A 12632-nucleotide genomic window follows, 5' to 3' on the forward strand; every position below is an offset into this window, starting at 1 on the left:
TCAACTGTTCTCACGCACGATGCTCGACGCGACATCACGCAGCGATCGACGCAACGATGCGGGATCCAACACGCTGACTCCCCCGCCGAGCGCGATCAGCTGAGCGAGAGCGACCTCCTCGCTCTCGAGCATCAACTCCACCTCGGTCCACCCGTCGCTGTCGGGCGGACCGAGTTCCGGGGTGGCCGCGACGCCGATCACCCGAGGCAGAGCACGCACCGCGTTGTCGGACAATCGAACTCGACAGGGAAACCTCAGCAGCGACCGATCGAACTCCGCCATCGACGCACCCCACCACTGCGCGAGGTCGAAGCCGGCCGGCCGAAGCACCTCGATCGCCAGTTCCGCCACGCTCTCGATCCGATCGACCCGAAACGACAGAATGCGCTCACCGCGAGTGGCCACCAGATACCAGACCGAGGCCTTCACCACGAGTCCGAGCGGCCCGAGAACCCGACTCCTGCCGCGGTAACCGATCTCGATCTGTCGACCACCGAGTACCGCACGCGCCAACACCGGGACCAACTCGTTCGCCGCGGGCGCGGTGAACCACCCGGGAACATCCACGTGCACACGCTCACGCCACAACTGCGCGCTCGCCCGTAGCGACACCGGCAGCGCGCCGAGGAGCTTGCTCTCGGCCGCGGCGGTGGCGTCGGACAATCCGAGGTCGGCCGCAACCGACGGCATACCGAGCAGCATCAGCGCCGATGTTTCGGTACCGGTCATGCCGGTCAGTTTCGACTGCCACCCGTCGAGCAATCGGATGCCGCCGCCGGGGCCCGGTTCGGTCCACAGCGGCACGCCTGCGGCCCCGAGCGCGCCGATGTCGCGGTAGATGGTGCGCACCGATACCTCGACCTCGTCCGCGAGAGACTGCGCGGTCGCCTGCCGCCCCTCTTGGAGCAGCAACATGATCCGAAGCAATCGTGCGGAACGCATCTGTCCGATATCACTGACACACGATGTCAGTGATGGTCGTAAACACTCGACACATGACGACGTGGAACGACTTCTCGACAGCCGCCCCGAACCTGGCCTCGGCGGTTCGGGCCAGATTCACCGCCCACAAGCATCACGTACTCGCGACGCTCCGGGCGGACGGCTCACCGCGCGTCAGCGGAACCGAGGTCGAGTTCGACGACAGCGGTGTGCTGCGACTCGGTTCGATGCTCGGTGCCGTCAAAGCGCGAGATCTGCAGCGTGACGGGCGGTTCGCGCTGCACAGCAATCCGGGTCACCATTCCATGGAGGGCGGGGACGCGAAGATCGGCGGACGTGCCGTCGAAATCATCGATCCTGCTGTGCTGCAACCGATATTCGACGCGTCACCGAGCGAGCTGGTGCCGTATCACGTGTTCGACCTCGATATCACCGAGGTCGTCCTGACCTCACTGGTGGACGATCACATGCAGATCGACGTGTGGCGTCCCGGCTCCGAGGTGCGCACCGTCACCAGGTGAGCTCTTCCTTGCAGGTTCGGCCGTGCGCGGCGGGTTCGACCTGCACAGTGGCGTGGTCGAGTCCGTAGGCGGACAGCAAGGCCCGGGCTCGGTCGAGCACCATCGACGACGAGCCCTCGCATTCGAGATGCACGGTGGCCACATCCATTCCGGTGGTCAGCGTCCACACGTGCAGGTCGTGAACCCCCGTCACGCCCGGTAGCGCGTTCAGATCGCCGGTCAGCGCGTCGACGTCGACGTGTCCGGGACTGGCCTGGGTGAGAATGCGCAATGCCGAGCCGGCGAGCTTGATCGCGCGCGGGATAACCCACAGCGAGATCAGGACGCCGACGACGATGTCTGCCCAGGTCCACCCGAACACGACCATCAGCACGCCGGCCACGAGCACGCCGACGCTGCCGACCGCATCGGCCAGAACTTCCATGTAGGCACCGCGGACGGCCAGGGAATCCTTGGCGTCGCCGCGAATGAGCAGCATGACGACGATATTGGCCGCGAGGCCGGCAGTCGCGGTGAGAATGAGTGGCACGCCGGGGATTTCAGGTGCATCGCCGATGCGCGAGATCGCCTCGTACATGATGAAGGCCGCAACACCGAGCAGCAGAACGGCATTCGCGATGGCGGTCAATACTTCCGCCCGATACCAGCCGAATGTCCTTGCCGCTACGGCACTTCCCTTACGGGCGAGCAACAGCGCGATCAGACCCATGGACATGCCGAGGACATCGGTGAGCATGTGACCCGCGTCGGCGAGCAGGCCGAGCGACCCGATCGCCAAGGCCACGGTCGCCTCTACGACGAGGAACACCACCAGAATGGCCAACGCGACGATCATCTTGCGCACGCGAGAGCTGGGCGGCCCCGCACCTGCGGGCGTGTGACCGCCTACGCCGTGACTGTGCCCGTGACCCGCGCCCATGACTCCCCCTGGTGACCGATGTCTACTTCCGGAAGTCACCATATGCGTACATACGCATATATGCAATGGTGCGCTCGGGTCACAGCTCCGGCGGGACGTGCGGGTGCTCCACCGTCGGCGGAAGCGTCGCCAACGCGGAAATACGCTTGAGCCCCGCGACCTGCAGCAGGTCGACGATGATCGACCGCAACTGCGCCAACACCACCGTCGCCGACAGACCGGCGTTGGAAATCAACTCCGGTTTGGCACCGGCTGCGACCGACCTCAGCACTCGCGCCGCCTCTGCCGCGTCCGGCTTCTGCCCCGGATCGGCGAGAATCATCTGCCGCAACACCTCGACCGCATGCGCCAACTTCTCCACCTCGTCGACAACCCGCGGATCGAGGATCTCGTCGTCGCGCACCAGCGTCAGCGACCGACGCGCGAGCACCCGGATGTTGCGGACGGCATTGTCGATGGGATCGGCCGTGGCCGCGAGCGTCGCAAGACGATTGCGGTGATTCCAGTACATCGGAGAAATTCGCGCGATCTCCCGGCCGCCCTTGAGATCGGTCCGCAGAGCATCGATACCCGACTGCGTCGCACGCGCCTTCCGCAGCGCCTCCTCGATCGGTTTGGGATCGTTCGCCACCAAACCGTCGGCCACCTTCTGCAACACACTCGCAGCCGTCGCCAACACGCTCGCCGCATCCTTCCGGGCCCGCCACACCGGATGCGTCGGGATCAACGCCACGATCGCGATGCCCACCAGACCACCGACCAAAGCGTCGACCATGCGGTTGGGGCCACCCATGTTGCCGGGCGGGATGAGCGTCGCCACCAGCACGGCAGACGACCCGGCCTGCATCGCGATGATCGGGCCGCCGTCGAGGAACACCGCAGCCGACATCGCCAACACCACGACCAGAGCGATCTGCCACGGCCCACTGCCGATCAGTGAGATGAGCAGATCTCCGACGCCGATGCCCACCGTCACTCCGACGACGAGCTCGGCCGATCGGCGCAGGCGAGCACCGAGCGAGACGCCGAGCGAGACGACGGCGGCGATCGGTGCGAAGAACGGGCTCTCGTGACCGACGATGTCCGTCGCGACGAACCACGCCACACCTGCCGCCAACGCGCATTGAATGATCGGCAGCAGCGACAACTTCAGCCGAGCACTGCCCGACTTCAGTCGGGTTCGGCCTCGCGCCCGGCTGGCGCGGGCTCGATCAGCCCAGGCCGAGCGCTTCTGCTGCCTTGGGGTCACAGTCTTCGAGGAGGTCGAGGCAGCGGGCGTACTCGTCGTGCTCGTTGATGTCGCGGGCTGCCTTGGCGAGGACTGCGACGCATCGGAGGAATCCTCGGTTGGGCTCATGGCTGTACGGGACCGGCCCGAATCCCTTCCATCCGTTACGACGCAACTGGTCCAGACCTCGGTGGTAACCGGTACGAGCGTAGGCGTACGCCGTGATGGTGGCACCCGACTCGAGCGCGGCCTCGGCGAGGTAGGCCCACGCGATGGACGCCGTCGGATGCGCCGCCGCGACGGTCTCGGGCGCCTCGTGGTTCAGCAGCGCGGATTCGGCCTCGTCGTCGCCGGGCAACAGTGTGGGTTGGGGTCCGAGCAGATCACCGAAAGAAGTCATGGCGCTCATTGTGCCCCTACGTCACCGAATCGTGTCCGAACACCCCCGGTGGCGCTCGTGCTGAGCGGCCTACACGGTCGATAGGCTGCCAGCTGACGAAATTTCAGACATACCGCTCTTGCAAGAATTCGGTGAACGAGGGAGAACGCATGCCGGACGAGAAGAAGAATGCGCCCTCCGAGGCCGACGCAGCCACCGAGAAGATCGACCTGGGCAAGAAGAAGCAGGTCGACGAGCCCGCCGACACTCCGACCGAGAAGATCGCCACTGCCCCAGCCGAGACACCGGCCGTGGCGGAAGCGAAGCCGGTCGCGAAGCCCACCGCGGCCCCACGTCGCATCCCGCCGCGAAACCCGTCCGAAGCTTCGGCGAAAGATGTTGCGGCAGAGAAGAAATCGCCTGCCGCTGTGCCGCAACCAGTCGGGCCGAGGAAGATCGAGCCGCAGAAGCCGGGCCCCAAGCAGGTCGGTCCCCAGCGCGTCGGGCCGTCGCCGACAGAACCCGGCACACCGAGTCGGAAGAAGTGGTGGGCGGCACTGGTGGCCGCGGTTGTCGTGATCGCGGCAGTGACCGCAGGCGCGTATCTGCTGATCGACCGCACGAGCGTCGACGACTCCCCGGAGGCCCGAATCAGAACGACCGTGGAGTCCTTCACCCGAGCGTTGGCCGGCGGCGACCTGGCCACGCTGCGCAGTACCTCGTGCGGTGACCTGGCGACGTTCTACCGAGACATCCCGGACGCGGAATTCGCCGAGGTGCACCGCGTCTCGGCCGAGCAGGGCAACATACCCACCCTCGACAGCATCGACGCCATCCAGGTCGGCGACGACACCACCGCGATCGCTCAGGTCATCGCGCACACCGATGCCAACCCGAACGATCGATCGCCGCGCACCTTCGACCTGCGCCTCGAGGGCGATCAGTGGAAGGTGTGCAGCTGACGCTGCATGTGCGCAGAAACTCGTAGCAGGCTACGAGTTTCTGCGCACATGCGGCGAAGCCGCTCTACCCGGCGGATACGCTGCGGCCGGCGGACTTGAGGTCGTTGCAGGCCTCGACGACACGGGCGGTCATGCCTGCCTCGGCCTTCTTGAGGTAGCTGCGCGGGTCGTAGGCCTTCTTGTTACCGACCTCGCCGTCGATCTTGAGCACACCGTCGTAGTTGGAGAAGAAGTGTCCGGCGATCGGGCGGCTGAACGCGTACTGGGTGTCGGTGTCGACGTTCATCTTCACCGTTCCGTATTCGAGAGCCTCTTCGATCTCGCTCTTCGCCGAGCCGGATCCGCCGTGGAAGACGAAGTCGAACGGCTTGGAACCCGAGGCCAGGCCCAGCTTCTCCGACGCGACCCGCTGACCGTCTGCCAGCACCGAAGGCTTGAGCTTGACGTTGCCCGGCTTGTAGACGCCGTGCACGTTGCCGAACGTGGCCGCCAGCAGGTAGCGCGAGCCTGCGTCGCCTGCGCCGAGGGCCTCGACGGTCTTGAGGAAATCCTCGTTCGACGTGTACAGCTTGTCGTTGATCTCGGCCTCGACGCCGTCTTCCTCGCCGCCGACGACACCGATTTCGATCTCCAGAATGATCTTTGCGGCCGCCGCGCGGGCCAGCAGATCCTTGGCGATCTCCAGATTCTCGTCGATCGGAACGGCCGAGCCGTCCCACATGTGCGACTGGAACAGCGGGTTCTTACCGGCGTCGACGCGTTCCTGCGAGATCGCGAGCAGCGGACGCACGTAGGTGTCCAGCTTGTCCTTGGGGCAGTGGTCGGTGTGCAGAGCGATGGTGACGTCGTACTCGGCGGCTACGACGTGCGCGAACTCGGCGAGTGCAACAGCGCCCGTGACCATGCTCTTGATACCGAGTCCGGATCCGAATTCGGCTCCGCCGGTCGAGAACTGAATGATGCCGTCGCTACCCGCGTCGGCGAAGCCCTTGATGGCGGCGTTGATGGACTCGGAACCCACACAGTTGATTGCCGGAAAGGCGAACTTGTGTTCCTTCGCCCGGCCCAGCATCTCGGCGTAGACCTCGGGAGTTGCGATAGGCACGGCGTCATTCCTCCATTGAAAAGTTCGGTTGTGTCCTCTGCAGTATGGCAACCTCCGGGCCCGGTGTCGTGCGTACCCGCGCCCTCTGGTCATTCCGCAGGCTCCACTCCCGCGCCCTCTGGTCATTCCGCAGGCTCCACTCCCGCGCCCACTAGGTCATTCCGCAGGCTCCACTCCCGCGCCCCTCTGGTCATTCCGCAGGCTCCACTCCCGCGCCCCTCGGGTCATTCCGCAGGCTCCACTCCCGCCCCCTCTGGTCATTCCGCAGGCTCCACTCCCGCTGACGTCGGCCGGGAGCGACGGCCCGTCGACGGTGCCGAACAGGCCATGACGTTCACAGCGGGGCGACACCTTCTGTTCAGGACTTACCAGTTTCGGCCGGTAGTGTGGGCGCGGTGAGTCTCCTAGCTGCCTCGGAAACGATGACGACGAACCTGGCCCTGTTGCCCGGATTCCTCGACCCGGTGAACCTGCTCAACTCCTTCGGTCACTGGGTGCTCATCGGGCTGCTGCTGGTGGTCTTCATCGAGTCGGGGCTGCTGTTTCCGCTGCTCCCAGGTGATTCCCTCCTCTTCACAGCTGGGTTGATCGCGGCGTCGAAGTCCACCGAGATCGAGCCGTTCGCGTCCATCTGGACCCTGGTCATCCTGATCCCGATCGCGGCCATCCTCGGCGATCAGGTCGGCTATCTCATCGGCACGAAGGGTGGTGCGGCCCTCTTCAAGAGCAACGATTCGCGATTCTTCAAGAAGAAGTACATCGACGAATCGCATATCTTCTTCGAGAAGCACGGTCCGATCACCATCATCCTGGCGCGCTTCGTGCCGATCGTGCGTACGTTCGCACCGGTCGTCGCCGGTGCGTCGCACATGAAGTACTCACTGTTTCTCACCTACAACGTCGTCGGCGGCATCCTCTGGGGTGCCGGCGTGACCGTGCTGGGGTACCTGCTCGGGCAGATCGCGTTCATTCGTGACCACGTCGACATCATCTTCCTTCTCATCGTCGCCGTCTCCGTCCTCCCCATCGTCATCGAGGTCGGCAAGCGCATGATCAAGGCCCGCAAGACTCCGCTCGGGGAGGCCACCGACGTGATCGAGGCCGTCGCCCCGGACACCAAGTCCTGATCGAGATCTTCCGAAAGTGATCGAGTCCATGTCGTCGATTACCACTGCGCTGCCGAGCGTGTCCGTTCAGGCGGTCGGCAGTTTCGGTCCGCTGGAGACGGCAGGCCCGCTCGTCGTGTGGATCATCGTGATGACGTTCGTGTTCATCGAATGCGCGGTGATCATCGGGTTGTTCCTGCCCGGAGATTCGATGCTGATCACGGCCGGAATCGTGATGGCGACCCATGCGTCGGGCACCGGTCACATCTGGGCGCTGTCGCTCGGTGCGATGGTCGCCGCCATCGCAGGCAACCAGGTGGGGTACTCGATCGGTCACCGAACCGGCTCGACGCTGGTGGCCCGCAAGAACGGCAAGTACCTCAACACCAAGAACCTGCACAAGGTCAATCTCCTGCTCGAGAAGCACGGATTCTGGGCGGTACTGGTCGCGCGGTGGATCCCCTGGGTGCGCACGCTCTGCCCGCTGGTCGCAGGTGCCGCGAAGATGGATCACCGCAAGTACACGATCGCCAGCACCCTCGGAGCCATCATCTGGGCTCCGGTACTGCTGCTGATCGGGTTCTACTTCGGCTCGTTCATCGACGGCATCCCGTGGCTGATGCCCGCCGTCCTCATCGGCATGATCGTGCTGCTCGTCGTCGGAACCGGGCTCGGTATCTGGCAGTACCGCAAGGAAATGGCCCGCCCCGAGGAGACCATCGAGGTCGAAGAGGTCGTCGAGTAGCGGCCCTGGAAGCCTGGCAGGAGTGGAGCCTGCGGAACGACTGGAAACCGGCAGGAGTGGAGCCTGCGGAACGACTAGAAACCTGCAGCTGCGACGCGGTATGCGGCTTCCATGAGCATCCAGCCGCCGAGTTGCACCGAGAGGTCCCGTTCGGGCACATCGGACGGTCGGACCGTTCCTTCGGTGAAGGTGGCGATGTGCAGGCCTTGCCCCGGGAATCGGGCTTCGCGGGTCCAGTCGGCTCCGAACAGTGGATTGTCTTCCACTTCGAGGCGGTTCTCCCACGCAGACTCGGCCGAGTTCAGCACGATCGCTGCTGCGAGTTCGCGTGCTCGGTCGTCGGCGTCCGAGTCTCCGGGGAGCTCCAACGCGACGATCGCCAGGTAGCGCGCGAGGATCGGGTTGAACAGGCCGCCGTCTCCCCCACCGCCGCCGGTGATGACGAGGTTGCGGGTCAGGTGGTTGTCGATGGCGTCGACCAGGGCATGGACTCGCTGGGCGTGCCTGGGTTCGCCGAGTCGAACGGCGAGTTCGGTCTCGAGGCCCAGCGTGACGCCCTGGCAGTAGCTGTAGACGGCGCGTTCCATCTCGCCGGGCTTTCCGGCCTCGACGAGTGCGCGAGTGGAGTGCATTCCGTCCAGAATCAGCCCCGTGCGCGGGTCTTTGAGGGTGCGGTCCATCCAGTCGGCCATCTCCTGGGCGCGCCACAGCCGACCGGTGCGCGCCAGCATGATCGCGGCCGGACCGTTGGCGGGTGCGTTGTAGAAATCCGACTTCTTGCGCCACGGAATGCCGCCGCCCTCGGCCGGAGCCCAGGCGTCGAACAATTCCATCTCGATCTGCTGGATGCCACCGCGATTGCCGACGAAGTGCTGCCGCTGCGCGCGTTCGAGCGCCAACCCGAGCCACGCCATGTCGTCGTAGTAGTTGTTGGTCCACCCGCTGACGTTGCGGGTTCGGTGCGCTCGGGTGATCTTGTTCAGTCGCCGACGGCGCTTGGCCGTGAGGTCGCGATCTGCGGCGTCGACCGCACAGTCGAGCAGGTGGGCCTGCCACCAGTAGTGCCAGCGCAGGAACATCCGTTCCTTGCGCGCCGGTGGCCAGGCGACGACTCCCAACGTCGTGCCCGGGAGCCCCCACAGCCGACGCATGTGCCGCGCGACGACGGCCCCCTCCGCAGCGTCCGCACGCTGCGACCACAACTCCTGCATACCCGCAATCCTGCCACTACCGTTGCTGATTCGTTACATCCCGCCCCGGAAAGCACACCCGGAAGCGCTGAGCTTCACCACGCAGTATCGAGGTCGGCATGCCGCCGAATCCAGGAGTGCATGGCAATCCCGGCGGCAACACCTGCATTGATGCTGCGGGTGGAACCGAATTGGGCGATCGATACCGTCATCGTGGCCGATTCGCGGGCACTGGCGGTGACCCCCGGTCCCTCCTGCCCGAAGAGCAGCAGGCAGTGACGCGGCAACTCCGCCGTCTCGATGGGCACCGACCCCGGCGTGTTGTCGACGGCCACGACGACGAGGTGCTGCTCCGCGGCGAACGCCATCAGCGCCTCCACCGAGTCGTGGTGATGGATGTGCTGGTAGCGGTCGGTGACCATGGCACCGCGACGGTTCCACCGACGACGTCCGACGATGTGGACCGCCTGAGCCGCGAAGGCGTTCGCGGTGCGCACCACCGTCCCGATGTTGGCGTCGTTGGTGAAGTTCTCGATGGCGACGTGCAGCGAATGGCGTCGGGTGTCGATGTCGGCGACGATCGCCTCGCGTCGCCAGTAGCGGTAGGCGTCGACGACGTTGCGGCGGTCACCGCCGGCGAGCAGTTCCGGGTCCAATCGTGGATCGTCGGGCGGCGGTTCGGTGTGCGTGTCGGACCACGGTCCGACGCCGTTGGGGTTCTCACCCCACTCGGTGGGGCCGGCGTCGTCCGACGACGGCTCGCTGCCGATCGTGTTCTCGCTCAATAGACTTCGTTGCTGTCCGGTGCGATGCGGAAACCGTGTCCGGTCGCATCGTCGACACACGAGATGCCGTTCTCGGCGGACGTGCAGGTGAATCCGTTCTCGGCGATGGACGCGCCGACCGCGAGCGGTGGATCGATCGTGTCCCCACCCGAGGTGTAGACCACGCCGCCGGAGCACATGAATGCAGCCGGCCCTTCGTTGGTGACTCGAATACCGTTGCCCCAGTTGATCATGCAGTCCTCGGGCCGCGGCGGCACCGGAGTTGTGGTGCCCTGGCACCCGGCCTCGGTACGGCTCGACAACGGCACGATTCCGCACTGGAACAAACCGTCGGGGGAACTGAAGTAGTACGCACCGCCGATGGCGGCGTACGTCGTCTGCGGTTCCTCGGTGGGCGGCGGCTCGGCCGGAGGCGGAGGCGGCGGGAGTGGTATCTCCGTGGTCGTCACGGGCGCAGGGGTGGTGGTTGCCGTCGTGGTTGTCGGCGCGGGGGTGGTGGTCGACGCAGGCCGCGGAGGCTGGGCAGCGGACTCACTGCTGCAACCGGTGAGAACGAGCGCCGTACCGGCCCCGATTCCCACCAACCAGGCTCGCACCCAACCCATTTGCCGCACTCTGCTCGACCGCCGCCTGCTCGAACCCCACGTACTCAGCATGAAAAAACCCCGACCCGCCTTTCGACACCGATTGCTCGAAAGACCGACGATACCGGCGCAGCGCCGGCATCGTCCGGCGAGGAGTTCTAGGTGTGGCTGAGGCGCCGGTTGACCTCGCGAGTGAGCCATGCGGGCGAGAAGCGTGATCCGAGCGAGAGGGCCTTGGACGGCAAGCCGACCGGGAAATGCACCTTGTGCAACCGACGCTTGACCGGACGGGTGGCGTCGAAGATCGCGTCGGATACGTCCTTCACGGTGAGCTTGACACCCAACGAACTCGTGGTTCCCGTCGAGACACCCTGGGTCATCGCCGTCTGCACGAACAGCGGCCACATGGCCTTGACCGAGATGTCGTACTTGCTCCACTCGAGGTCCAGCGCCTCGGTGATACCGCGCACCGCGAACTTGGATGCGCCGTACGTCGCCAACTCGGGCTGACCGTAGATCGCAGACGCAGAACACAGGTTGACCACCTGAGCGCCCGGAGTGTCCTTCAGGTAGGGGAACGCGGCGTGCGTGCCGTAGACGACGCCGTTGAAGTTGATTGCGATCTGTCGGCGGTGCACCGCCAGTGGCATGTCTTCGAAGGCACCCGCGGCGAGAATGCCTGCGTTGTTGACCAAGATGTCGAGACGACCGTCGCCCTCGGCGACGAATTCCTTCAACCGGGTTTCCCACTGGTCCGAGTTGGTTACATCCAAGATGCCGGTGACCACGCGGCCGCTGAGCGAAGCAGCTTCCTTGCCGAGCGATGCCAAGCCGGTCTCGTCGATGTCGTACGCACCGACGAGGTAGCCATTGGCTGCGAACTTGAGAGCCGTCGCGCGGCCGATACCGGCAGCTGCGCCTGAGATGAAGACAGTTGGTCGAGTCACATCGATCACCGTACATGTAACCCTACTTACCGGTAACCCCCTATCGTCGAATATCGAACAGCCGCTTTCGGCGGCGCAGGAGCACCGTAGTGAACAACGCGAGAATCGTGCGATCCGTCGTCTTTGTGACGATCGGCTACGCACTTGTGCTGGCGATCTGGATCGGTTGGTTGATGGACCGCACCCCACCGGGGACGCTTCCGTACCAGCTGGCGGCCCTGGTCGCCGGATTCGGCGCAGCGCTGGGCCTGGCCATGATGATCGCCGGACGACCGACGCGTGAGCAGAAGGAACTGATCGAACACGGCGTCGAAGGGTGGGCGACGGTGGACGCCATTCGCCGTATCGACGACGACACCGCCGAGTTGGACCTCGAATTCACTGTGCCCGGCTCGGGCAGCTACTTCGGCAAGATCGTGTACGACATCCCACGTTCGGACACCTCGCGATTCGAACCCGGCACCGTCATCGCCGTTCGCGTCGACCCTGCCCACCGCGAGCGAGTACTGCTACTACCCCGCAGCCAGGGCCTCGACGAGTAGGACCTGCGCCGCGACATACGTCGACAGAATGATCGCCTCCGCGGTCCGCCGCTGACGGTCCTCGGTCAGAAACAGTCGTCTGAACACGATCAGCGCATCGGAGACGGTGAACAGAACTCCGCCGATCATCAGCCGCCGATCGCCGCCGCGAGAAACGGAACGAGCAGACAGGGTCGACGTGGTCGCGAGCACTGCACCGTAGGCGATCAAGGTCGACGCCACCGCGGGCTGACGCTTGGCAAGTAGCGTCGCCGCGACCGCCCATCCGGTGTACCGCGGAACAGCGTCGACCAGCGACGGACGCGCGCCTCTGCGAAGCAGCAGATACGTATAGCTGCCCTGCATCACGGCGAACGCCCGCGCGCCCCATTCCAGAGCGGAATCGTCGTCGGGGTCGATCAAGAGCACATCGCCGACCGTGGCGGCCGCAAGACCTGCCAGGAGCACCCGGTTCGGCACCGGATCGAGCCCGCAGGCCAGTGCCGGAACTATCAGTGGCTTGGCCACGCGCTGCAGGGGCATCGACCCCGTCCACGCACCGACCACGGTCACCGCACCCGCTACCAGCGCGGCCGCACGAGCCCGCCGAACCCGACCTACAACCATTCGCAGACCTCCACCGAAAATCTCGTCACAGTGAACGTCACATGTGACGCTTACCCCTATCGCTTGATACT

15 protein-coding genes are annotated in these 12632 nt (G+C 65.3%); 5 read left to right on the top strand and 10 right to left on the bottom strand.

Going from position 1 to position 12632, the window contains the following annotated elements; translation table 11 throughout:
• Positions 1-942, bottom strand: coding sequence for a YafY family protein (locus AB0366_RS06490; RefSeq protein WP_366243161.1), 942 nt, complete (start codon positions 940-942; stop codon positions 1-3).
• A 53-nt stretch (positions 943-995) separates the two neighbouring features.
• Between AB0366_RS06490 and AB0366_RS06495 the strand changes: the two genes are divergently transcribed.
• Entirely contained in the window at positions 996-1463 is a 468-nt protein-coding gene (locus AB0366_RS06495; RefSeq protein WP_366243162.1) for a pyridoxamine 5'-phosphate oxidase family protein, read from the top strand.
• On the opposite strand, the gene AB0366_RS06500 is transcribed toward AB0366_RS06495, so the two are convergent.
• The 3 genes from AB0366_RS06500 to AB0366_RS06510 form a co-directional block, all read right to left on the bottom strand.
• Positions 1453-2382 (bottom strand): cation diffusion facilitator family transporter, encoded by a 930-nt coding sequence (locus AB0366_RS06500; protein WP_366243163.1) that lies wholly within the window; start codon positions 2380-2382, stop codon positions 1453-1455. The two genes, AB0366_RS06495 and AB0366_RS06500, sit on opposite strands and share 11 nt — an antisense overlap.
• 79 nt (positions 2383-2461) lie before the next feature.
• The gene (locus AB0366_RS06505) at positions 2462-3556 is read right to left on the bottom strand and encodes an FUSC family protein (RefSeq protein WP_121872957.1); all 1095 of its coding nucleotides are present in this window, start codon (positions 3554-3556) and stop codon (positions 2462-2464) included.
• Positions 3557-3593: 37 nt separating this feature from the next.
• On the bottom strand, positions 3594-4010 hold the full coding sequence (locus tag AB0366_RS06510) for a DUF3151 domain-containing protein (protein ID WP_032397398.1): 417 nt from the start codon (positions 4008-4010) through the stop codon (positions 3594-3596).
• A gap of 149 nt (positions 4011-4159) precedes the next feature.
• Between AB0366_RS06510 and AB0366_RS06515 the strand changes: the two genes are divergently transcribed.
• Complete coding sequence (locus AB0366_RS06515) at positions 4160-4951, top strand: hypothetical protein (RefSeq protein ID WP_366243164.1); 792 nt, start codon at positions 4160-4162, stop codon at positions 4949-4951.
• Between the two features lie 64 nt (positions 4952-5015).
• On the opposite strand, the gene fbaA is transcribed toward AB0366_RS06515, so the two are convergent.
• Positions 5016-6056 (bottom strand): class II fructose-bisphosphate aldolase, encoded by a 1041-nt coding sequence (fbaA, locus tag AB0366_RS06520; RefSeq protein ID WP_243594553.1) that lies wholly within the window; start codon positions 6054-6056, stop codon positions 5016-5018.
• Positions 6057-6478: 422 nt separating this feature from the next.
• On the opposite strand from fbaA, the gene AB0366_RS06525 reads away from it, so the two are divergent.
• Positions 6479-7183 carry a VTT domain-containing protein gene (locus AB0366_RS06525; RefSeq protein ID WP_121872197.1) on the top strand — a complete coding sequence of 235 codons (705 nt, stop codon included), beginning with the start codon at positions 6479-6481 and terminating at the stop codon, positions 7181-7183.
• Between the two features lie 28 nt (positions 7184-7211).
• Entirely contained in the window at positions 7212-7907 is a 696-nt protein-coding gene (locus AB0366_RS06530; protein WP_366243165.1) for a DedA family protein, read from the top strand.
• A 74-nt stretch (positions 7908-7981) separates the two neighbouring features.
• Here the strand turns inward: AB0366_RS06530 and AB0366_RS06535 are convergent, their stop codons facing one another.
• The 4 genes from AB0366_RS06535 to AB0366_RS06550 all read right to left on the bottom strand — a co-directional run bounded on the left by AB0366_RS06535 (position 7982) and on the right by AB0366_RS06550 (position 11413).
• Entirely contained in the window at positions 7982-9118 is a 1137-nt protein-coding gene (locus tag AB0366_RS06535; protein WP_366243166.1) for a glycoside hydrolase family 76 protein, read from the bottom strand.
• Positions 9119-9192: 74 nt separating this feature from the next.
• Positions 9193-9882, bottom strand: a complete 690-nt coding sequence (locus tag AB0366_RS06540; RefSeq protein WP_366243167.1) for a TrmH family RNA methyltransferase — start codon at positions 9880-9882, stop codon at positions 9193-9195.
• Positions 9879-10487: a DUF6636 domain-containing protein gene (locus AB0366_RS06545; RefSeq protein ID WP_366243168.1), complete on the bottom strand. Its 609-nt coding sequence runs from the start codon at positions 10485-10487 to the stop codon at positions 9879-9881. Before AB0366_RS06545 ends, AB0366_RS06540 begins: the two co-directional genes overlap by 4 nt.
• Before the next feature lie 137 nt (positions 10488-10624).
• Positions 10625-11413 (bottom strand): SDR family oxidoreductase, encoded by a 789-nt coding sequence (locus AB0366_RS06550; protein WP_366243169.1) that lies wholly within the window; start codon positions 11411-11413, stop codon positions 10625-10627.
• 89 nt (positions 11414-11502) lie between these two features.
• Here AB0366_RS06550 and AB0366_RS06555 point away from each other — a divergent pair, with 89 nt between their 5' ends.
• Complete coding sequence (locus tag AB0366_RS06555; protein ID WP_366243170.1) at positions 11503-11955, top strand: hypothetical protein; 453 nt, start codon at positions 11503-11505, stop codon at positions 11953-11955.
• On the opposite strand, the gene AB0366_RS06560 is transcribed toward AB0366_RS06555, so the two are convergent.
• Positions 11926-12561, bottom strand: coding sequence for a lysoplasmalogenase family protein (locus AB0366_RS06560; RefSeq protein WP_366243171.1), 636 nt, complete (start codon positions 12559-12561; stop codon positions 11926-11928). The two genes, AB0366_RS06555 and AB0366_RS06560, sit on opposite strands and share 30 nt — an antisense overlap.
• Positions 12562-12632 lie beyond the last annotated feature (71 nt).

This window comes from Rhodococcus sp. NPDC076796 (assembly GCF_040702765.1).
GTDB lineage: Bacteria > Actinomycetota > Actinomycetes > Mycobacteriales > Mycobacteriaceae > Rhodococcoides.

What these genes read in the sequence shown, in the direction of transcription:
- AB0366_RS06490 (WP_366243161.1), bottom strand. Translation starts at nt 942, where the DNA reads ATGCGTTCCGCACGATTGCTTCGGATCATGTTGCTGCTCCAAGAGGGG.
- AB0366_RS06495 (WP_366243162.1), top strand. Translation starts at nt 996, where the DNA reads ATGACGACGTGGAACGACTTCTCGACAGCCGCCCCGAACCTGGCCTCG.
- AB0366_RS06500 (WP_366243163.1), bottom strand. Translation starts at nt 2,382, where the DNA reads ATGGGCGCGGGTCACGGGCACAGTCACGGCGTAGGCGGTCACACGCCC.
- AB0366_RS06510 (WP_032397398.1), bottom strand. Translation starts at nt 4,010, where the DNA reads ATGACTTCTTTCGGTGATCTGCTCGGACCCCAACCCACACTGTTGCCC.
- AB0366_RS06515 (WP_366243164.1), top strand. Translation starts at nt 4,160, where the DNA reads ATGCCGGACGAGAAGAAGAATGCGCCCTCCGAGGCCGACGCAGCCACC.
- AB0366_RS06525 (WP_121872197.1), top strand. Translation starts at nt 6,479, where the DNA reads ATGACGACGAACCTGGCCCTGTTGCCCGGATTCCTCGACCCGGTGAAC.
- AB0366_RS06530 (WP_366243165.1), top strand. Translation starts at nt 7,212, where the DNA reads ATGTCGTCGATTACCACTGCGCTGCCGAGCGTGTCCGTTCAGGCGGTC.
- AB0366_RS06535 (WP_366243166.1), bottom strand. Translation starts at nt 9,118, where the DNA reads ATGCAGGAGTTGTGGTCGCAGCGTGCGGACGCTGCGGAGGGGGCCGTC.
- AB0366_RS06545 (WP_366243168.1), bottom strand. Translation starts at nt 10,487, where the DNA reads ATGGGTTGGGTGCGAGCCTGGTTGGTGGGAATCGGGGCCGGTACGGCG.
- AB0366_RS06560 (WP_366243171.1), bottom strand. Translation starts at nt 12,561, where the DNA reads ATGGTTGTAGGTCGGGTTCGGCGGGCTCGTGCGGCCGCGCTGGTAGCG.